This window comes from Rhodopirellula bahusiensis (assembly GCF_002727185.1).
GTDB classification, from domain to species: domain Bacteria; phylum Planctomycetota; class Planctomycetia; order Pirellulales; family Pirellulaceae; genus Rhodopirellula; species Rhodopirellula bahusiensis.
This window is the reverse complement of record NZ_NIZW01000026.1, coordinates 44,102-64,513: the sequence shown is the minus strand read 5'-3', so window position 1 is coordinate 64,513 and position 20,412 is coordinate 44,102. Positions and strand designations below refer to the sequence as shown.

Genomic DNA, 20,412 nt, shown 5'->3' with positions numbered 1-20,412 from the left:
AAAATCGACTTTACAAGTCTGCGGTTTGATTCGCGCAAGGGGCAAAAAAGCGATCCCGAATTGGGTCGAATCCGGGGAATGACACTTGGAAAAGCAATCTTCATGCCAGTTGTGTCGTTTATCCGGCGACTATCGCTGAGTCGGTCGATTGCTGAGCGATGAGATGTCACCGGGCAATACTTTGAACGTTGGCATCGATAGGATCTCCATCGTCTTCAGTCGCAAGGTGGCGTGACCAACCTCAAGATTCAGACCTGGTTTGCCCAACGCAGTCGTTTGAAGCAATCGAGCCGGACGTGTGGGGGCACCAAAGACTGTGAACAGGTCCTTGGCAGCAGCGTAACCACAGCGGTCCGCGGTGACGGTGAACGCCGACTTGTCGGTCCGCGTCCTGAACAAGACGCCGCCGGAAGCTTCGATTTCCCAAGCCGTCGTGGTCACGCCCATCGTGCGTTGCCGGAATGGAACACTGGGATCGACCGCGATTCGCAGGGAGTCGCAATCGATCGTGGACTCACCTTCGGACAACAAATCCATTCGGCTGGCGTCCATCTGCGTTTCGAAGTCAGGCAAGGTTTGCTGAGCCACTCGAACGCCACGATGAAACGTCAACGTCTTTGCTAGCAAGTCACCCTGCATCGATTCCTGGAAGATCAAATGGACTCCCATGATCGTCGGCTCCTGAGCATCACCCATCGCTCCCCCAGAAGCGTTCTGGTCCTCGATCATACCGGGGTTCCAGGCGGACGATCGCGAATCGGCTGCACCGGCGGGCGAGCCGTTTCGATTGGCAGGTTGGTTTGAATTGGCCGGTGAATGATTGACCAACAGATTGCCGCCTTTCGAGTTCCGCAACCATGCTCGGTAGGATCCCGGTCCAGGAGCAACAATTCTGCCTGACGCACCACTGCCAGTTGAAACGGCCGCGGCACTGGCGGCATTTTGATTTGCTGGGTTGGGTTGCTCACCCGGAACCCATGCAAGGCGAGACGTTTGCAAATGATGCCGAGACTCATGAACGCCATCGCGAGCGAACTGGTCGACGGTTAATTCGACTGGCTGCGATCCGGTTTGCACCAACGCGATTTCGGCGATGCCCGTCTTTTTGAAACTATCAGGCGTACGCAAATGGATCGGGTCGGTCAGCGTCCATTTGAGCTGGTCCCCTCGCATCAGAATTTCGTTGGTCGATTCGTCTTGGGTGATGACCGTGTCCAGAACAACGCCGCCCGCCAACGTGGCGACTTTGCCATCGAATGTCATCGAACCACCGAAGCGACATCGTGGAGGTCGTGACCAACGCGCGGTCGATTGCGATGAATCGCGAGACTCGACCGATAGCGACGGCAGCATGTGCGACGGCAACACAAATTGCCCCGCGTCGTTGACCCACACAAAGTTGTCTTCTGGGCGAACTTGGATCTGTGGACCGATGAAATACCCGTCGCCCATTTGAAGGCGGGCGGGAGCATTGGGCGTTCCGGTCACTTCCATCACATCGCCAACGCCGCCGTCGCGAAAACGCAACTTCTCACCAGTCAGGGTTGCCAACATGGTCGCGGGCACTGGGTTGCTGGCACCCGCCGCATTTTTCGCGGCTCGTGTTTTCATTGGATGCGTGACTTCGACGCCGCCGGTCACGCTCAGGTCCGTCGCCGTCAATTCACCGCCACCCATCGTCAACGTTGCGGCCACCATGTCGCCGCGAATCGTTGCGGGCTGAGGCGGGTTTGTAGTCGGACCATCTTTGACAATGGACTCACTGGCATTGGGTTGGCGGACCCAATTTCGGATCGGATCGTCGCCACCTTTGTTGGCGTTCGCCGAATCAGCTTCCTTTCCATGTTGAAAGAAAAGATGCATTCGATTCGTGCGAGCTTGCAACATCGAGGAATTGATCCGAACGTTGCCAATCGCAGCCAGACTTTCGGGCAACCATTTCTGGTTCAACGACCCTTCGGACTTCTTCGAATCGCCAATGCGTTTGGGTTTGTTGTCGGGCGATGGACGCAGGATGCCTTCCACACGATCGGCCAAGAACGAGCCGCCGTCTGCTAGCATCGCATGCAGTTGACCTTCGCACCAAACCGAAAAATCAACTTGCAATTGATCGGGCGTGGCAATGCCCTGTGGCTCGATTTGCAAACCGTCTTGCCAAGCGAAAGATCGCAGGGCGGAATCCGCGGCGTGATGAAAAACACGTCCACTGCCTTCGACCGTGATCGTCCCCAATTGCTTCGGCTCGGCGGGATTGAATCGGTACCGGATCTGCGACAAGAAAGCTTCCAAGTCGCCACGCTGCAGTCGCACGTAGTCTCGGTTGGGATCGTTGCTTGTCGTCTTGCTCGGCCGAATCGCACCCGTGGCATCGGCGGCGGAAACGGGATCCGCGATCAGCCAACCTTCCACCGGATCAAACAGAATGCGTCCGGCGGTCATTCCGAATGACTGCGATCGGATGTCCATTTGCACGGGAGAGCCGGTCGCTTCGACTCGATCGATCCAGTCCATCGCGTCATCGCGACGCAGTTTAGAATTCAACGGATCACGCAGTGTCATGACCAACGAGTCACATCGAAAGCGATCGATCCAGTCCTGGCGTGGTGGCGAGATTTGGTTGGTGGTGGCGATCGCGGCGGATGGCAATCGCAGCAGTTCCACGTCCTGGTTCATGCTCAACTGATCCAACGCAAAGTCGTACTGAATCATGTTGCCGCAGCGGACTTCGACCACGCCTTTGGGATCATCCTGCGATGGATCGTTCGGGTCATCCAGCGGCAGCGAAAGCTTTTGCAGGTAGACCAATTCCATTCGGTCCAACGTTCCGGTGACGTCGTTGGATTTGCCGGCCGATGACGCAGAGGCGGCCAAGTGCAGCGTCAGCACTCGCCCAATCATCGTCGCTCGTCCGACTTGCATGTGAATCGGTTCATTGGTCCAAATCGTGCGGCGATCGATGCCGACGTTGGATGTGCGAATGTGCAAAACCGAATCCGTCGCGTCCTTTGGATCTGGTGGCTCAGGCGAGATCCCACGCACTTGATAGGCCGACGACGCGAGACCGGCCGCATCTTCGGTTGGCTGGGTGGATCGCTGGATAATCACTTCGCCGCGAAGTTGTCCGCGTTCAATCGACGGTGCCTCACCGCTCATGACATCCAGCGGTGCGTCGAACTTGATCGAGGCTCCTTCGGAAGCGGAGATCAAGATTGGTTCTTTGGAACCGTCCTCGTTCAATCCTCGACCAATCACAATCGTGATGGGTTTCAAAGTCCAGGTCTGGCCATCGAGTTGCGTGCATTCTTTGCACAACAGAATTCCGTCGTCGGTCTTCAAACGGATCGTCGGCCCGCGTTGCCAGTCCGTGTCGGCGAACAGGTCATCCAGGTTGCCATCACCGGTACTCACCTTTGGCGGAGCCACCGGCGCAGAAACGATCTCGGGCGGCGTCAACCACGCTGCCACGGTGACTTGATAGAGACCGGCCGACACCACCAATACACACAGGCCGACCAAGTAGTCGCGCAACTGCGTCAGCATGGAGGGTCCTTCGAAACGGACGGCCAGCTGTTTCCTGCTCGCATCAGACGCTCAATCAATTCACGCACCGCACCGGCACCACCTGGCAATCGAGTGATCCAATGAGCAGCTTCACGCGCATCGATCGAGGCATCGTCGGGTGCCGCGGCCAAAGCGACACGCCGCATCACGGTGATATCAGGAACATCGTCTCCGATGTAGCAAACTTCGTCGGCAGTGACATTCATCGAGGTCATCATCTCGGTCGCGGACTGCCACTTGTCGCTGGAGCTTTGGACAACATGCTCAATGCCCAATTCCTTCGCGCGGCGGGTCAACGCGTCGCTGTGACGAGCCGTGATGATTCCGAAATGCAGCCCCGCGTTCATCCAAGCCTTGATGCCATATCCGTCGCGAACGTGAAACGTTTTTGTTTCGGCACCGGTGGAGTCGTAGTACAGTTTGCCATCACTCAACACGCCATCGACGTCCGTCAGAATGCATTTGATTTTGCCGGCGATGTCACGATCTGAAATCATGGGATGGCGGGAGGACAATTCAGTCTCCAGATGAGATGGGGATACAACGAGGCCCATCTTCACCGGATGAGTCGTCTTGATTCGATTTGGCGGTGACTTGGTTTGACGAAGTTGCTTGGCGAATGTCGCCCGTGGCCACCAAGTCTGTGATGTCGATCATTCCAACGGGTTGTCGATCCGCATTCACGACCGGCAGTTCGCTGATTTTACGATCGGAAAGGATTTCAATTGCCCGTGGAAGTCGCTCGTCATCGGCGATGCAAACGGGTTGCTCGGTCATGAACTGTTCGATCGGTTCGTCCAAGCTGGTTTCTTGACGGTGTTGCAACAACCGAGCAAGATCGCTGTCGGTGAAAATACCGGACAGTCGCTCGCTCGCATCGAGCAACAAGATTGCTCCGCTTCGACGCCCCGCACCGCCAATCATCATGGCTTCGCGAATCGAGATGGTTTGGGGTGCAACGCGGCATTCAACCAATGGACGCATGGCTTGACGCACATCGGTCAGCTTTCGTCCCAGCGCGCCACCGGGATGAAAACGAGCAAAGTCGTCAGGCGTGAACCCGCACAAACGCGATGCCAAGACAGCAATTGCGTCTCCAACCGCCAACATCACGGACGTGGAACTGGTGGGAGCCAACCCGTCAGGGCAAGCTTCGCGGTGACGGCCGATTGGCACCACGTGATCGGCCAGCTCGGCCAGCGGATTCTCTCGGTCGGCGGTGACAGCGATGATGCCGCAGGCCTGGTGCTTCAAATACTCAACCACGCGAACGACTTCTTCGCTGCGTCCGGAATTTGAAAACGCGATGACCAAATCTTGGGACTGAACGCGTCCAAGGTCACCGTGAACGGCTTCGATCGGATGCAAAAAATGGGCGGGCGATCCGGTGCTGGCCAACGTCGCCACGAGCTTCTGTGCGATCAAGCCAGCTTTGCCGACGCCGGTTAGAACGATCGATCCCTCGCAGCGGCTGATCCAGGCTGCGGCTTCGGCAGCATCGGAGGATGCGATCGCGGCCGCCTTCTGGATCGCCTCGGCTTCTCGCAGCATGGTCTCGCGGACCAATCGGATTTGGTCCAGCGGCGAAAGCGGCGTCAACGTCGGAATCGACGTGCCGTGATTCAGTTGAGGTTGTGGAGCCACAATCGCTTCCTTGCTCTTGTCGCGGATCATCAGTGCCACGAATGCGGTTTCGCTGGCAGTATCAACGCGCGACAATACCGAAAACATCAGCAGCGTCGCAAGATGAACCCGCCACAGCGTGAAACACGGAATCAGGCCGTCGATCTCACCCAGGAGCAGGCTGAGAAGCCATGTCTCTCACCAGAGGACTGTATCCTGCCAACGGACCCAGATCCGCGGGTTCCGAACTCCGTTCTGCCAAAAACGTTTTGTAATACAACGCGATCATCAGCAGATCCGCGTCGATGTCGGGGCGAAACTCAAACCGATCGATCAAAGGCAATGTCAGGTGCCGAGCGATCTCTCGACGTCGCGCGGGTGTCAGGTAGTGACGTCGCTCAGCGTAAACCGCCAACGTCCTCGCCATACTTCGCGAAATGGCGTAGTCACCGGGAATGAATGTGGCCAACGGAGCCACTCGCGGATCGTCGATTTTGGCAACGGGCAATTGCCATGTCTTCTCATCGATGATCACCATTGTGCCGCTGGCAATGTCACCGAGCCGCTGCATTCGCCGCGTGCTGATCACGCAAATCAGCCCCACCATCCCAGTGGGAATCAAAAACACCGGCGGAATGTCATCACCCAGACTGCTGAGCGCCGCGACAGGAGCCAGGTCGGCGATCCGCAGCAGATTGCGAAGCACGGCGCGTTTCCCGTTGATCGGACACCCATCCACGTCAATCACTCGGATGCCGCAGGCCCATTTCCCAACCGTGCGACCGTTGAACCAAGCTTCAAACGCCGCGCCGTAAAACCAGCTGACCAAAAAGTAACTGATGATCCCCGCCGCCAAAGCAAATGCCCCGAGGCTTTGCAGACCCGACAAACCGATGAACAACAGCAAGAACAACCCGATCGCGGCGATCACGGCGGTTCGCACCAACAGATCGATGATGTAAGCCGGCAATCGTCGAAATGGACCGGCCAACTGATATTCAAATGCAATGTTCTCCGGCGTCACAACACCGATCGTGGTGTCGAGCGCGCGCTGGGATTCAGCATCGGGTTGGTTTTCATTGCGTGGCATGGTGGTGCTACTATATCAAGCTTTCCCCCCTTCATCCCACCTCTGTTGTCGATCGCGAGCTTGTTTTGACATCCCCTGAATCGGAACGCCGAGATCCGCCCAAGCATTGGTGGCGGATTCTGACCAACATTGGCCCCGGCCTGATCATCGCCGGATCGATCGTCGGCAGCGGCGAACTGATCGCGACAACCAAAACGGGTGCCGAAGCCGGGTTCACACTGCTGTGGTTGATCCTGCTGGGATGCGTGGTCAAAGTCTTCACGCAAGTCGAAATGGGTCGCTACACGCTCAGCAGCGGCAAAACATCACTGCAAGCCTTCAACGAGTTGCCCGGCCCGCGACTGGGTCGCCACGGCAATTGGTTGGTCTGGGCTTGGGCGGTCATGTGGCTGGCCAGCATCGGACAACAAGGCGGAATCGTCGGCAGCGTCGGTCAAGCGGTCGCGCTCACCATGCCCGCCACAGCCCATGGAGTCTCCGAAAATCGGGTCGCCGACGCGGAGCAATTGCTAACGTTCGAACGATACGCCGCCCGATCTGATTCCGATGGTTCCGCGGAAGAAATCTCCACACCTCTCAACAAACTTGACGACCGTGAGGCTGAAGTCGTCGCGCTGCGGATCGCTCACGAACTGGAGCACGGCAAAAACGAACCGCCCGACATCAAGCTCTGGGCAACCATCATCACGATCGCCACCAGCGTCCTGTTGTTTGTTGGCCGGTACGGTTTGATCCAAACGTTTAGCACGGTGCTCGTCGGATCGTTCACGTTGCTCACTCTCATCAACTTGTTCTTGTTGCAGGGAGAAGTCGACTACCGCGTCACAACGCAAGAGTTCTTTTCCGGATTGAAAGGTGCATTGCCTTCCTCCGCCAACGGCAGCACAGCCGTCGCGACCGCGCTAGCCACCTTTGGAATCATCGGAGTGGGCGCCGGTGAGCTGGTGGCGTACCCGTATTGGTGCCTTGAGAAAGGCTACGCCAAGTTCACAGGTAAGAATGACGGAACGCCTGAGTGGCGCGAACGTGCGACCGGATGGATGAAAGTCATGCAGGTGGACGCGTGGGGATCGATGTTGGTCTACACCTTTGCAACCGTTGCGTTCTACTTGCTCGGTGCCGCCGTGCTGCACCGAGTGGGGTTGAACCCAGAGAAATCCGATTTGGTGCGAACACTGGCGGTGATGTACGTGCCGGTGTTTTCGAACTGGGCCGCGGGACTGTTTCTGTTCGGCGCGATCGCGGTGTTGTACAGCACGTTCTTTGTCGCTTGTGCCGGACACGCGAGAGTCTTCTCGGACGGGCTGCGAGTGGTCGGATGGATCGATGACAGCCAAGCGACGCGAGACAAATGGGTGCGTGGCCTCGGTGCGTTCTTCCCGATCATGAGCTTGTTCTTTTACCTCGCGTTCCCTTCGCCAGCCAAACTGGTGCTGATCAGCGGGGTCACCCAAGGCGTGGTGTTGCCAATGATCGCCGGGGCGGCGATTTGGTTCCGCTACAAACGATCCGTCGACGGTTTGCGTCCCGGCAAGCTCTGGGACGCCATGCTGTGGTTGTCCGGCATCGCGATGTTGATCACCGGTGTCTGGACCATCATCGCCACCGTGACATGAGTGCCAACATCATTCCAAACGTAGCCGGATTCGCCAGAATTCGGATTCAAACGTCTTGATGCATTCCGAATTCTTGGCGAATCCGGCTACGGCGTTTGTGCACCAAGTAGGCCATGTCTCACATGGCACCACAGCCGATGCTTTGGAACAAAGCGAGGCGTCAATCAAACAAACCCTCGCGAGTTCGATCAGGTAACGGCCCGCCAGCATCGCCAGGTGGGACCTGGCCTACGGTGAGTTAACCCAACAACTCGGCGGCTTGATCGCACAACAACGCTGCTTCTTCCGCGGTGGGGGCTTCGGCGATCATGCGGACAATTGGTTCGGTGTTGCTGCCACGAACCAACAACCAACGATCCGACCATTGCAATCGCATCCCGTCGCCACGGGTGGCTTCCGCGTCGGTGAACTTGGCTTCCAACTTGTCAAAGACCGCTGGCAATCGTTCGGCTGAAACACCCGCTTTGCTCTTGTGGATGCTCAACTGCGGAAGTTCATCGGCCAACTCGCTGAGCGGTTGCCCGGTTCGTGCCAAGAGTGCCAACGTTTGAGCCATGCCAACAAAGCTGTCGCGAACGTAGCCCACCGTCGGATCGATTGGGCCGCCGTTGCCTTCGCCGCCATAAGCCGCCTTTTTCGCGATCATCAAATCGCACACGTTGGCTTCGCCCACCGCGCTACGATACGTCTCTACGCCGTGCTGCTTCGCAATCAACGTGCTCATCGAACTGGTCGCCCCGTTGATCACGATCGGTCCTGACGTGCGACCGGTTTCCATGGCTTGCCGGACACACAATGCCAGCGTGCATTCTTCGCCGATATAGCGTCCCGTTTCGTCGATCAACGCCAACCGATCGGCATCAGGGTCTTGGCAGAAACCGACCACGCAGTTGCGGCCCGTCACGTCAGCAGAAATGCCTTGTAGGTTCTCGGCAGTGGGCTCGGGCGTGTGAGCGAATTTCCCCGTCGGTTCGTGCCCCATCGCTTCGATGATGCATCCCAACGCTTCCAGCAATCGCACGCCGAGCAATCCGCCCGCGCCGTGGTTGCTGTCGATCAGCACGCGAAATTGTTTGGCTTGGATCGCATCGACGTCGACCGTCGCCAAGACTTTCTCGAGGTGGGCCGCGTGGGGGTCGTCGACGGAGCTGACCTCACCGATTTTGTCGTACGTCGCCCATTGATTCGTCCCGGCAAAATAAGCGTCACGAATTTTGGCTCCGGAATCGGCGTCGAGAACTCGACCGTCGCCGCCGAACAATTTGATCCCGTTGTATTCCGGCGGGTTGTGGCTGGCCGAGATCGCAATCGCGCCGACGGCTTCCAGTTCTCGAACCAGCACACCAATTGTGGGTGTCGCGGCGACGTCCGCGTCGACCACATCGCGTCCCGAAGCGGTCAGCGCGGAAATGATCGCACTGCGAAGCATCGGTCCTGTCGTGCGTCCATCGCGTCCAATCACGATCTTGCCTTCGGGCATCGATGCCGAGAACGCGGCCGCGAAACGCACGGCAACTTCGGGTGTTAGGGTTTCACCCAAGATGCCGCGAAGGCCGCTGACACTGATAATCAATTCACTCATGGGACACGCAAGTAGACTGGATCGAGGAAAAACGGTGATGATGAAAGTCGGTGGCACTCGAGGGCCGAACTCGGACTGAGCATCGTACCAGGGACACGGGAATTCGCGTATATTCCCCGCCGAACATTCATTCCTGCGGCAGCGTCCCTTCGCTATCCGCGTTTCGCGATTGTTATCTGATCACCATGCTCACATGTCTCCAAGGAAGCCGGTTGATCGACCCGTCGGCAACAGGAGCCAAACCGGGCGGCGAGGTCGCGGATCTTTGGTGGCGTGACGGTCGTTTTGTTTCCGCTCCTGAATCGGGAACCGTCGCGGATCAAATCATTGACGGCAGCGACTGCATCACGATGGCGGGCGGCATTGATTTGCACACGCACATCGGCGGCGGCAAAGTCACTCTGGCTCGCATGTTGTTGGGTGACCAGATGCCACCCTGGCGAGAAGCCACACGCCTTGCTGGCGAAGACGCCGCGTCATGCGAATTCCTTCCGGCAGCATCCGTGACCGCGTCACGTTACTTGGACATGGGATACACGACGTGCTTCGAGCCCGCTGTGATCCCCTGCAACGCGAGATCCGCACACGCAGAAATGGCCGACGTCCGCGGGCTCGACACCGGCGGCTATTGCTTGCTCGGTAACAACGATGTGCTGTTGCGATTGATCGCCGATGATGAACCGCAAGAAGTCATCAATGCCTATGTGGCTTGGATGGTTCAGGCGACTCGCTGCATCGCGGTGAAGGTCGTCAACCCAGGCGGCATCAACGCGTTCAAATTCAACGAACGCGAAATGGATGTCGACACACAGCATCCGAAATACGGAATCACTCCCGGCCAAATCATTCGCGTGCTTTGCCGAGCGGTTTCCGAGATTGGATTGCGGCACCCGTTGCACGTTCACTGCAGCAACTTGGGCGTGCCCGGCAACATTGAATCAACGCTGGCAACGATCCGTGCCGCCGACGGTTACCCGATCCATTTGACGCACGCTCAATTTCACAGCTATGGCACCGAAGGCCCGTACAAATTTTCTTCTTCGGCGGCGAAGTTGGCCGATGCACTGAAAGCCAACCCCAACGTGACATTGGATGTCGGACAAATTCAGTTTGGGCAAACCGTCACGATCAGTGCGGACGCGATGCACCAATACGACAATCGCAATCTGGCAAAGCCTCGCAAATCCGTGTTGCTGGACATCGAGTGCGAAGCCGGCTGCGGTGTCGTTCCATTCAAGTACGCACGCCGCGAATTTGTGCACAGTTTGCAATGGGCGATCGGGTTGGAACTGTTCTTGATGGTCGATGACCCGTCGCGAGTTTTCTTGACCACCGACCATCCCAACGGCGGCCCCTTCACCGCCTACCCGCACCTGATCGCTTTGCTCACCGACCGCTCGCTACGAGAAACGGCGCTTGCTGAAATTCATTCCGACGCGGCCGCGGCCACCTCACTCGCGGGCATCGATCGCGAATATTCGCTGGACGACATTGCAGTGATGACGCGATCCGCACCGGCGTCGATCTTGGGTTTGTCCGATCGAGGTCGATTGCAACCCGGATGCGTGGCCGACGTCGTCGTGTACGAAGAGAATGACAACGCTGAAGCCATGTTCCGCACTCCGCGAGACGTTTTCAAACAAGGCGTTCGGATTCGTTCACGAGGTCAAAATGTGGACGTGGGAGATTCCATCCAACGCGACCACACGTTGGCCGCAGCGGTCACCGTCGATCCCACTCACGTCCCCAAGTTTCGCGAAATGCACGCTCAAACAGGAACGTTCGCGTTGGACCGACTGCAGATCTCCCAGGGCGAGATGGACGATGTGATCGGCACGCGATTGATCGAAACGGCTCGATCGGAGAACCCAAATGGCTGACTCGAGCAAAACATCCAAGCCGATCTCGATCGCTGGCGTTTCGATCGAAGACACCTTTGCCGAAGCCTTTGACATGAAGGCCACGCGATTGATTTTGACCGCCGATGACCGACGCTGGTGCGAGGAATCCGCGAGGGCGATGTGCGGGTTCGGAACCAGCGTGATTGCCTGCGGATTGGAGATAGCCGTCGAACAAACTTTGACGCCTGACCAAACGCCGGATGGTCGGCCCGGCGTTGCGATCCTGGCCTTCGGCATGTCGGGCAAGGATCTTGAAAAACAAGTCCCACGGAGGGCCGGCCAGTGCGTTTTAACTTGTCCGACAACCGCGTTGTATGGCGGCATCCCTGGCGGCCGAGACATCCACCCGAAACGAGTCCCGATCGGAAAGTCACTGCGATTCTTTGGCGATGGGAACCAGATCAGCAAGCAAATTCAGCACTTGGGCGCAGATGGAAAATCGCGTCCCGTGCGTTACTGGCGAATTCCCGTGATGGACGGTGAATTCGTTTGCCAACATGACGTCGGCCGAGTCGATGCCATCGGCGGCGGCAACTTCATCATGGTCGGACAAAGCATGCAGTCCGTCACCGTCGCCAGTCGCGCGGCCATTGATGCGATGCGAGAATTGCCCGGCATCATCACGCCGTTCCCCGGCGGAACGACTCGCAGCGGATCCAAAGTCGGATCAAAATACGCCGCGTTATTCGCGTCCACCAACGACGCTTTCTGCCCGGTGCTTCGAGAAGTCACCTCTTCGGATTTGCCAGCGGAAGCCAACGCGGCGATCGAGGTGGTGATCGATGGAATGTCGTTCGACGAGATCGCCGAATCCATGCGATCCGGCATCACCGCGGCTTGCGAAGCGGGTGCCTCCGAAGGATTACTGAGCGTGACAGCGGGCAACTACGGCGGCAAGCTCGGCCGACATCACTTCAAGCTGCACGAGTTGTTCGACGACCAATCGACATCGTCGGATTCGGAGGCCGGACAATGAGCAAAATCACTTTGCGTCTGCGATCAGATTTGCAATCGCCGCTGGATGCTTCCAGCATTCGATTGGACGAATGGGTTCAGCTTTCCATCGAAGAGATCGAACGTTTCGAGCTGCGTTCTCAATCGGGTCCGGTTGCAATCGGTGACCTGTTTGAGGTCTCGGTGCAATCCGATGTTGCAATGCCACGATTGGTCATCGATGGCTGCCTGAGACTCGTTTCGGGAATTGGTTTCCAACACAAACTGGGCGAGATCGTTTGCCAGTCCAACGTCGGCGATCACGCAGGAAGCTGCATGCTGGGCGGCCGCATCGTGGTGCATGGCAACGCGGGCGATCACCTGGGTTCACCAATGGGTTCCCGCAATGTTGGCATGAACGGAGGCCAATTGATCGTCAATGGCTCTGCTGGTGACGACGCGGGACATCGCATGCGTCGTGGCGAGCTTTGGATTGATGGCGACGTGGGAACGCGGCTTGCCACTTGGCAGGTCGCGGGCACGATCGGCGTGGCCGGAAACGTCGGACCGAACATCGCTTATGGAATGCGACGCGGGACGTTGATCTTTGGCCGGCAGCCAACACTCGATGCGAATCGGTTTTCAACACCGATTCCCCTGCGGTCCGCGTTTGTGAGTCTGCTCGGCAGAAACTGCCAAGCGAGTTGGCTGACACCCGAGTTCTTGAAATCGCTGCGTGTTTGCCGAGGCGACCGCCAGATCGACGGTCGTGGCGAGATTTGGATGCCGTAGTCGGCGCCCCAATTCGTTGCGTTGAAATGTCCGGTGGAACCGAACTTACTTCACGACAAACGTTGGCTCGATTAGCGAATCAGACTTCGACCATTTCTTCGGCTTCTTCGTCGCTCCAGCTTTCTTCGCCTTCGGGAGCGTCGTTCATGCCCAATTCTTCGAACTGCTCATCGGACAGTTTGACGTAGTTCAGCGAACGCAGGACTTCCAAGACTTCGCTGCAAGTCGGGAACATTCGGCCCGAATCACGCTTGTAGTCGTCCATCGCTTTCATGAACTCGACTTCCTGGTCGCTGTAGTCGCGTTCGCAAGTAGTGGGGTCAATGTGACGACGACGTTGTTTCTTTCGACGAGGCTGATCCATCATGCCCGCATCGCTTGCATCGGCGTTTCCGTCACGACGTTCGTTGCGACGACGATCGATGGTCACAACTTCGTCACCAGCACTGCCATTTTTAGTGCTGTTGGTGGCGGAATCGTTAGGCGATGTTTTGGCAGTTGTCGGCATGGGTTTCCTCGTGCAATAAGAAACAGTGCGAAGTTGGGATGCGGACATTCCGTCCAATCCCTCAAAGATCTAGAAGCGTGTGACCGAGAGTTCTTGGCCGTACAATGAGTAGCACGCGGGTTAGGTTCCGGCTGAGTATTCCGGCGAGTTTGCCGGCCAGGCAAACTGAAACACCGCGAAAGCGTGCCGGATATGCCGGTTATGCGGCATGCCATTCATTGACCGCATCTTTTCTTTTGGATTTGACTTCAGAATGCGGCAAGGCAGTCTCTCGACTCGGCACCTGACGGAACTCCCCAGCCGACAGCCGTTGACGATGTTTGCCGCCACGGGCCTGGCCGGCCTGACACTCAACCATGTTTGGCCTCAGCCCATGCGGTGGTGGTTGAGTGCGATGATCGCGATGGTGGTCCTCTGGGTCCTGGTCTGGTTCAGTCCCAAACCGGCCAAGTTGAGCAGTCCTGACAACTGGTTGCGTACTCGATGTCGAACAGCGTGCTGGTTCGGATTTCTACTTTTCGCTTTCGCAGGAAGACACGCACTGGATGAACAGCAATACGCATCGGCAACAATCCGTGAGGTGCTGACGAACGAGGAAGAGCCAACGGTCATGATCGCGGTGGTCGACGAGCCCGTGCGATTGCAACGCGATGCTCTGGAGAACACGGTCGCGAGAACATCGGGTCTCGACGGGATCCGCGACAGCAATGCGTACGATCGCGAAGTCCAGTATCAGACACGGTTGGTTGTCTGTGTGCGAACGATGCGACGAGGCACTCGCGACGTCCCGATCACTGGGCGAGTGATGGTCATGGTCGATGCGGAACGAGAAGATTTGAGACCCGGTGATCTGGTGGAGCTGTATGGTCGTATCGCTGCGATTCCCCCACCCAGCAACCCGGGCGAAACGGACCAACGTATCGCGGCCAGGCGGCAAAACATTCACGCTCGCATGCGAGTTGGCTCGGCCGATCAGGTTCAACTGTTGCCAGGCGGCGATGTCGAACGTGATTCACTGGCGTGGGATATCTCTCTCCAGCGATGGTTGGCCGATCGTGCCGCATCGGCTCGCGATACAATTCTGAATCAAATCGAACCATCGCAACGCGGACTGGCGCTCGCGTTGACACTCGGCCAACGGGATTTCCTGGACCGGACCACCAACGAGCGACTGTTGGTCACCGGCACCGCACACCTGCTGTCCGTCAGCGGATTGCACTTAGGAATCATCGTTCTGTTGACGGGAGCGGTGGCCGGGTTGTTGCGATTGCCAATCGCCGGTTCGGTGACGTTGATCGTGGTGGTGATGCTGTTCTATGTCGCCATCACCGGTGCTCGTCCGCCAGTGACACGAGCCGCGATTTTGATGTCGACGGTCATCCTAGCGAGGTTGCTTGCTCGGCCCCATCATCCGCTGAATTCACTCTCCTTGGCGGCCATCATTCTGATGCTGTGGATGCCGGCGGAGATCTTTGGAATCGGTGTGCAACTGTCGTTCTTAGCAGTCGCTACCTTGCTGCTGTGCGGACGTCCTTTCTCGAGCGCACTGACACCCGCAGCGGAAACGATTCGGGTGGAGGAACGCTTTGACGAACTTGCCCAGCAATCGCAAACCGCATGGCGAAGAGTTTTGACCTTCGCCACCTCGTGGACCGGCCGAGTGCTCTGGTACAGCGGCGCGGTGACGCTGATGGCTCTGCCGCTGGTCTGGTCACAATTCCACGTCGTCTCACCGATCAGTGTCATCGTCAACGTGATGCTTTCGCCATTGATGGCACTCGCATTGTCCGCCGGTGTGATGACGATCTTGGCCGGATGGTGGTTCCCTTCGGTGGCTTGGATCCCCGGAGGAGTTTGCGGGAAATTGCTCTCGATCATGCAGTGGATGATCGATTCCGCAGCCAACCTAAGCGGAGGTCACTTCTGGTTGCCATCGCCACCGACATCATGGATTGTTGTCTTCTACTTGGGGTTGGTTGCCTGGGCCGCAGTTCGACCGCTGGTGTCTTCTCAAGGAATTCGTCGCGGAGTGATCGATGCCGGTTTGCTGGTCAGTTGGATCGGAATCGCGTTTGGGCTGGCGACCTACCCGGCGGAGCTTCCCGAACAAACGTTGGAGGCGACCTTCGTCGATGTGGGCCACGGAACCGCGACGATCCTGCGTCCCAACCAAAACGAGGTGTGGCTCTATGATTGCGGCTGGATGGGCAACGCCAACGCGACCAGCCGGAACATCGAGGATGCGCTGTGGTCCTTGGGAGCCACTCACATTGATGGAACTTTCTTATCCCACGCGGACACAGATCACTTCAATGCGCTGCCGGGATTGGCCAAGCGGTTTTCCATCGGCGTGATCGTCGTTCCGCCCGGATTCTTTGACGGAGAAGGGTTTGCGTTGACCCAAGCTTCCGAAACGATTCGCCAGCACCGCATTCCTGTTTTGGAAATCCATCGCGGCCAGCGAATTCGCCAGACCGGTTCGAGCTGGCTGGATCAAATCGAAGTGCTGCATCCGCCGGAAACGAGAATCGAAGGCAACGACAACGCGAATTCGTTGGTGCTGAGGATCGATTCGGGCGATCGAGTTCTGTTGTTGCCAGGTGATTTGGAGCCACCGGGCACCGCGGTGCTGACCAACACGCCTCGTCCGCCACCCGGTGGGGTGATGATGGCACCGCATCACGGCAGTTTACGAATGGACGCCGAGGCGGTTCTTCAGTGGGCACGGCCATTGGAAACCATCGTCAGCGGAGGCCAGCGGGCCGCCAAGCCCGAAGTCACGGAAATGCTGTCCGCTGCGGGCGGCGGCGTGCACGTGACATCCCGCGAAGGTGCCATCCGAGTGCGAATGGGCGGGGACGGTGGTCTCAAGATCCGCGCATTCTCTCAACAACCGTGGTGAGTGATCCCCCTCGAGGCTGACAATTTTTCAGGTCGGTGTACGATAAAGCCATGATGGATTTTTTGCGTCAAATTTCAGTCACTTGCTTCACTGCCAGCTACCTCGTCGTGCTGGTTTTAGAGGCGTTGCGTTTTCTCGGTCGCGTCCCCGGCCGCGGCCTGGCCGTGATCGTGATGATGGTGCTGGGTATTTTCACTCACGTCACCTATCTGACCCTGCGAGCCGCTTCGATCAGCAGCGACGCCAACATCGGACGTTTGGCCACTTGGACGGATTGGTCGCTGATGGTCGCGTTGGGATTGGCCATCGCATTTTTCGCTTTCTATCTGAGACGCCCCGACACGATCATCGGGCTCTTTTTTCTGCCAGCCATTCTCGCGATGATCGCCCTTTCGCGGGCGGTCAGCCACATGCCTGCGTTCGAGCGAAACGAAGCGGTCGAAGTTTGGCGAGGCGTCCATGGCGCATCGATGATGCTGGGCTCCGCTGCCGTGCTGGTAGGCTTTTTGGCGGGGGCTATGTACCTCGTCCAGTCATGGCGATTGAAACGCAAGCAGGCAGGTTCGTCACTGCGATTGCCAACGTTGGAAACGCTGCAAGACCTCAACCGAAGTTGCCTGGTGATTAGCACCGCCTCGGTTGGTTTGGGTTTGGTTTCCGGAGTCGTCATGAACTGGAACCGACTTGGCGTGATCCCTTGGACGGACGGCGGCATCATCTTGTCCGGCGTTCTGTTCCTGTGGTTGGTCTCCGCCACGTTGGTCGAATACTTCTACGCACCCGCCAGCCGCGGCCGAAAGGTTGCCTACCTGACGTTGGCTAGCTTTGCGTTTTTGGTCCTTGCGATGACTGGTGTGCTTTCCAGCTCACACGGCGCGGACCAATCCGACGCTCCCGGTGTCGCGCCCACTCAAGACGTCGACGTGGATGAAGAGTTGCCCGAAAACGAAGTGGCGATGCAAATGATCGTGCCGCGAGGCCAGTCATGACCCTGAAGATGATCGGGTGCAGCCACCATGATGCTGCCGTTGAAATTCGCGAGCAATTGTCGTTCACCGAAAACGAAATCAGTCGCACCTTCGAACTGTTTGGCCAGCGTTTTGCCGGTGCGGAACTGGTCCTGCTCAGCACCTGCAACCGAGTCGAAATGTACGCGGCGGGCGGCAACTCACCTGCGTTGCAATCTGATGATTTGATCAACTTGGTCGCCGACTGCCTGAACCAATCGCGTGACTTTGTCGCCAACCACATGATCGTTCGCGAAGGCCGAGAAGCCGTCGAACACCTGTTCTTGGTCGCCGCGAGTTTGGACAGCATGGTCGTCGGGGAAGCTCAGATTCTTTCGCAGGTCAAACAGTCCTACGACTTGGCGAACGATGCCGATCGCACCGGCCCAATCACGCACGGAGTGTTCCAAGCCGCGAATCGAACGGCCAAACGCGTCCAAACCGAAACCAGCATCCACCGTCGCCGGTTGAGCGTTCCCAGCGTCGCAATCGGCGAAGTTGTTCCCGAAGTCTTCAACCGCCTGCAGGGCAAACGCGTGGTGCTCTGCGGTGCCGGTGAGATGGCCGAAGAAACGCTTCGATATCTAAAGAACGGTGGTGCGAACAATCTATGCGTCGTCAACCGAAGTCTCAATCGAGCACAAAAGCTGGCCGAAGATTTTGGCGCCGACGCTGAATCGATGGACAGTCTGCACGACCAGATTGTGCAAGCGGATCTGCTGATCGGCACCACCTCAGCCGAAGAACCGATTGTCGACGCATCCACTTTCGCGGTTTTGAATGCCAAACGAGGAGGCCGCATCATGCTGGTTCTCGACTTGGCCGTCCCGCGAGATTTCGACCCAGTCATCGGCGACGAACCGGGTGTCTACCTGTACCAAATCGACGACCTGCAAGCGGCATGCAATCGCAACCGTCGCGAGCGTGAAAAGCAGTGGCCGAAGGCGAAGAAGATCATTGATGAAGAAGTCGATGGCTTCTTTCAATCACTGCAACAGCGCGCCACCGGCCCCGTCATTCGCCGACTTCGCGAACGAGCTGACAAAGTCAAATCCGAAGAACTGCAACGGTTGTTCGGGAAATTGAATGGTTCCACTGACACGGCCATGCAGAAGGAGATCGAGAAGTCATTCGATCGCCTGACCAACAAGTTGCTGCACCCGCCCATGGCTTCGCTGCGAGACGACGCCGCCGATGGACATTCACGAGGTTTGCTGGAGGCACTTCGACACCTGTTCAATCTTGGTGAAGATTCTTAAGTCAGCTTCCAGTGGGTTGTCCGCTGGTTTTTGCCCGCTGACCAACATCCATAGATTCCTCCGGTTAAACTGCCCATCGGTGTCTCCATTCCCCAAAACCCCGCCCGCCAGGCCCCACCTCATGAGCTCAACCGTGAACCGCGTTCTTTGCCTCCTAGCCCTCACCGCTGCAGTCGCATCCTCACCCGCCAACGCTCAAGACAGCGACAAAACTCCGTTGGCAAAATCGATCAAGGGTGCCAAAACCATCTCCTTGTTCGATGGCGAAACCCTCGACGGATGGCGAGGACGTGAGGACCTTTGGTCGGTCGACGACGGTGCAATCCACGGACAAACCACCGACGAAGCCCCGATCAAGCAGAACACGTTTTTGATCCTCGATCGCCCCGTCAAAGGCAGCTTTGAGCTGACCCTGCAATTCAAGATGGTTGGCGGCAACTCAGGCATCCAGTACCGCAGCAAGGTGCTCGATGAAGAAAAGTTCATCGTCGGCGGCTACCAAGCTGACATCGATGCGACCAATCGCTTCGCCGGAATTTTGTACGAAGAAAAGGGTCGCGGAATCCTGGCCACTCGCGGGCAACAAACCACGATCTGGGCGACCGGCGAAAAAACGACCGAACAATTCGCGACCGCCGAAGAACTCGCCAACGGAATTCATCTGGGCGAATGGAACGACTACCGAATCTTGGTTCGCGACAACCAACTCGAGCAGTTCATCAACGAAACTTTGATGATCCGCGTGATCGACCAACAACCCGGCAAAAAAGCCGACTCGGGAGTCATCGCGTTGCAATTGCACCAAGGTCCCGCGATGAAAGTCTGGTTCAAGAACATTCAAATTCGCGAATGGAAGTGAACTAGCGACGCGGGTGCTTCCACCAGCCATCGACTTTGGGTGCGAGGCATTTTCGCACGAAGCACTTCCCCCCATTTCCAACACGCTACCATGTAATCGGAGCGTGAACATGACCAAATCCCTATGGCCATCGGACGACAACACGGACGTGCTGATTCAAGCAGCGCGTCAGGGCGATCCTGAGGCCGTCAACCAATTGCTAGACCGACACCGCGGCCCCATCCGTCGACTGGTGGAGGTTCGCTTGGACCGCAAAGTCCAACGTCGTGTGGATGTCAGCGATGTCGTCCAAGAAGTCTTGGTCGAGGCGAGCGGGCGTCTTCAAAAGTACCTCGATGATCCGGTGATGGCGTTTCACCTGTGGCTCCGGCAGATTGCCTGGGATCACATCATCGACACTTACCGCCGTCACCGTGTCAGCGCCAAACGCAACATGGACCGCGAACAACCGATCGCGGGCGGCGGACGAGTCGACGAATCCTCAGTTGATTTGGCGATTCAGTTGTGTGACCCAGCGATGACGCCGGCCGCCGTCGCGACGCAGCGGGAGATCGCCGGTCAGGTCGAAGCTGCGATTCAGAAATTGGACGAGGGCGACCGCGAAGTCATCCTGATGCGTCACTACGAGCACCTTTCAAACCTTGAGATTGCTGAAGTCCTGAACCTCAATCCACCCGCCGCCAGCATGCGATACTTGCGCGCGGTTCGGCGGTTGAAAGCAGTGCTTGAGGAAGACAAGGAAAACTTCGGCGTCGACAACGACTCGCAGGGTTGAGGCT

At 57.6% G+C, this 20,412-nt stretch carries 15 protein-coding genes; 9 read left to right on the top strand and 6 right to left on the bottom strand.

The features are described from left to right. Window positions 1–129 precede the first annotated feature (129 nt). The 4 genes from CEE69_RS25740 to CEE69_RS25725 form a co-directional block, all read right to left on the bottom strand. Complete coding sequence (locus CEE69_RS25740; protein ID WP_099263468.1) at window positions 130–3,540, bottom strand: hypothetical protein; 3,411 nt, start codon at window positions 3,538–3,540, stop codon at window positions 130–132. Continuing rightward, entirely contained in the window at window positions 3,534–4,058 is a 525-nt protein-coding gene (locus tag CEE69_RS25735; RefSeq protein ID WP_099263467.1) for a KdsC family phosphatase, read from the bottom strand. Before CEE69_RS25735 ends, CEE69_RS25740 begins: the two co-directional genes overlap by 7 nt. A gap of 19 nt (window positions 4,059–4,077) precedes the next feature. Next, on the bottom strand, window positions 4,078–5,244 hold the full coding sequence (locus tag CEE69_RS25730) for a KpsF/GutQ family sugar-phosphate isomerase (RefSeq protein WP_099263490.1): 1,167 nt from the start codon (window positions 5,242–5,244) through the stop codon (window positions 4,078–4,080). Window positions 5,245–5,350: 106 nt separating this feature from the next. Beyond that, complete coding sequence (locus CEE69_RS25725) at window positions 5,351–6,274, bottom strand: RDD family protein (protein WP_099263488.1); 924 nt, start codon at window positions 6,272–6,274, stop codon at window positions 5,351–5,353. Between CEE69_RS25725 and CEE69_RS25720 the strand changes: the two genes are divergently transcribed. Next, window positions 6,268–7,890, top strand: a complete 1,623-nt coding sequence (locus CEE69_RS25720) for an Nramp family divalent metal transporter (RefSeq protein WP_099263489.1) — start codon at window positions 6,268–6,270, stop codon at window positions 7,888–7,890. The genes CEE69_RS25725 and CEE69_RS25720 overlap by 7 nt on opposite strands. A 238-nt stretch (window positions 7,891–8,128) precedes the next feature. Here CEE69_RS25720 and glmM read toward each other — a convergent pair whose 3' ends face one another. After that, on the bottom strand, window positions 8,129–9,472 hold the full coding sequence (glmM, locus tag CEE69_RS25715; RefSeq protein ID WP_099263466.1) for a phosphoglucosamine mutase: 1,344 nt from the start codon (window positions 9,470–9,472) through the stop codon (window positions 8,129–8,131). A gap of 185 nt (window positions 9,473–9,657) precedes the next feature. Here glmM and CEE69_RS25710 point away from each other — a divergent pair, with 185 nt between their 5' ends. The 3 genes from CEE69_RS25710 to CEE69_RS25700 are packed head-to-tail and all read left to right on the top strand — an operon-like array spanning window position 9,658 to window position 13,098. Then, window positions 9,658–11,352, top strand: a complete 1,695-nt coding sequence (locus CEE69_RS25710; RefSeq protein WP_099263465.1) for a formylmethanofuran dehydrogenase subunit A — start codon at window positions 9,658–9,660, stop codon at window positions 11,350–11,352. Further along, entirely contained in the window at window positions 11,345–12,349 is a 1,005-nt protein-coding gene (gene fhcD / locus CEE69_RS25705) for a formylmethanofuran--tetrahydromethanopterin N-formyltransferase (RefSeq protein ID WP_099263464.1), read from the top strand. The genes CEE69_RS25710 and fhcD overlap by 8 nt, the downstream gene beginning before the upstream one ends. Beyond that, window positions 12,346–13,098 carry a formylmethanofuran dehydrogenase subunit C gene (locus CEE69_RS25700; RefSeq protein WP_099263463.1) on the top strand — a complete coding sequence of 251 codons (753 nt, stop codon included), beginning with the start codon at window positions 12,346–12,348 and terminating at the stop codon, window positions 13,096–13,098. Before fhcD ends, CEE69_RS25700 begins: the two co-directional genes overlap by 4 nt. A gap of 79 nt (window positions 13,099–13,177) precedes the next feature. Here CEE69_RS25700 and CEE69_RS25695 read toward each other — a convergent pair whose 3' ends face one another. Continuing rightward, window positions 13,178–13,606, bottom strand: coding sequence for a hypothetical protein (locus tag CEE69_RS25695; RefSeq protein WP_199169947.1), 429 nt, complete (start codon window positions 13,604–13,606; stop codon window positions 13,178–13,180). Window positions 13,607–13,814: 208 nt separating this feature from the next. Between CEE69_RS25695 and CEE69_RS25690 the strand changes: the two genes are divergently transcribed. The 5 genes from CEE69_RS25690 to CEE69_RS25670 all read left to right on the top strand — a co-directional run bounded on the left by CEE69_RS25690 (window position 13,815) and on the right by CEE69_RS25670 (window position 20,408). Beyond that, the gene (locus tag CEE69_RS25690) at window positions 13,815–16,508 is read left to right on the top strand and encodes a ComEC/Rec2 family competence protein (protein ID WP_099263462.1); all 2,694 of its coding nucleotides are present in this window, start codon (window positions 13,815–13,817) and stop codon (window positions 16,506–16,508) included. Between the two features lie 50 nt (window positions 16,509–16,558). After that, entirely contained in the window at window positions 16,559–17,497 is a 939-nt protein-coding gene (ccsA, locus tag CEE69_RS25685; protein WP_099263461.1) for a cytochrome c biogenesis protein CcsA, read from the top strand. Continuing rightward, a complete protein-coding gene (gene hemA / locus CEE69_RS25680) occupies window positions 17,494–18,774 on the top strand; it encodes a glutamyl-tRNA reductase (protein WP_099263460.1) in 1,281 nt (426 codons plus the stop codon). Before ccsA ends, hemA begins: the two co-directional genes overlap by 4 nt. Before the next feature lie 133 nt (window positions 18,775–18,907). Continuing rightward, on the top strand, window positions 18,908–19,633 hold the full coding sequence (locus tag CEE69_RS25675; protein WP_099263486.1) for a 3-keto-disaccharide hydrolase: 726 nt from the start codon (window positions 18,908–18,910) through the stop codon (window positions 19,631–19,633). A gap of 109 nt (window positions 19,634–19,742) precedes the next feature. Beyond that, window positions 19,743–20,408: a sigma-70 family RNA polymerase sigma factor gene (locus CEE69_RS25670; protein ID WP_099263459.1), complete on the top strand. Its 666-nt coding sequence runs from the start codon at window positions 19,743–19,745 to the stop codon at window positions 20,406–20,408. Window positions 20,409–20,412 lie beyond the last annotated feature (4 nt).

What these genes read in the sequence shown, in the direction of transcription:
- glmM (WP_099263466.1), bottom strand. Translation starts at nt 9,472, where the DNA reads ATGAGTGAATTGATTATCAGTGTCAGCGGCCTTCGCGGCATCTTGGGT.
- CEE69_RS25740 (WP_099263468.1), bottom strand. Translation starts at nt 3,540, where the DNA reads ATGCTGACGCAGTTGCGCGACTACTTGGTCGGCCTGTGTGTATTGGTG.
- CEE69_RS25725 (WP_099263488.1), bottom strand. Translation starts at nt 6,274, where the DNA reads ATGCCACGCAATGAAAACCAACCCGATGCTGAATCCCAGCGCGCGCTC.
- fhcD (WP_099263464.1), top strand. Translation starts at nt 11,345, where the DNA reads ATGGCTGACTCGAGCAAAACATCCAAGCCGATCTCGATCGCTGGCGTT.
- CEE69_RS25735 (WP_099263467.1), bottom strand. Translation starts at nt 4,058, where the DNA reads ATGATTTCAGATCGTGACATCGCCGGCAAAATCAAATGCATTCTGACG.
- CEE69_RS25670 (WP_099263459.1), top strand. Translation starts at nt 19,743, where the DNA reads ATGACCAAATCCCTATGGCCATCGGACGACAACACGGACGTGCTGATT.
- CEE69_RS25710 (WP_099263465.1), top strand. Translation starts at nt 9,658, where the DNA reads ATGCTCACATGTCTCCAAGGAAGCCGGTTGATCGACCCGTCGGCAACA.
- CEE69_RS25690 (WP_099263462.1), top strand. Translation starts at nt 13,815, where the DNA reads ATGCCATTCATTGACCGCATCTTTTCTTTTGGATTTGACTTCAGAATG.
- CEE69_RS25695 (WP_199169947.1), bottom strand. Translation starts at nt 13,606, where the DNA reads ATGCCGACAACTGCCAAAACATCGCCTAACGATTCCGCCACCAACAGC.
- ccsA (WP_099263461.1), top strand. Translation starts at nt 16,559, where the DNA reads ATGATGGATTTTTTGCGTCAAATTTCAGTCACTTGCTTCACTGCCAGC.
- hemA (WP_099263460.1), top strand. Translation starts at nt 17,494, where the DNA reads ATGACCCTGAAGATGATCGGGTGCAGCCACCATGATGCTGCCGTTGAA.
- CEE69_RS25700 (WP_099263463.1), top strand. Translation starts at nt 12,346, where the DNA reads ATGAGCAAAATCACTTTGCGTCTGCGATCAGATTTGCAATCGCCGCTG.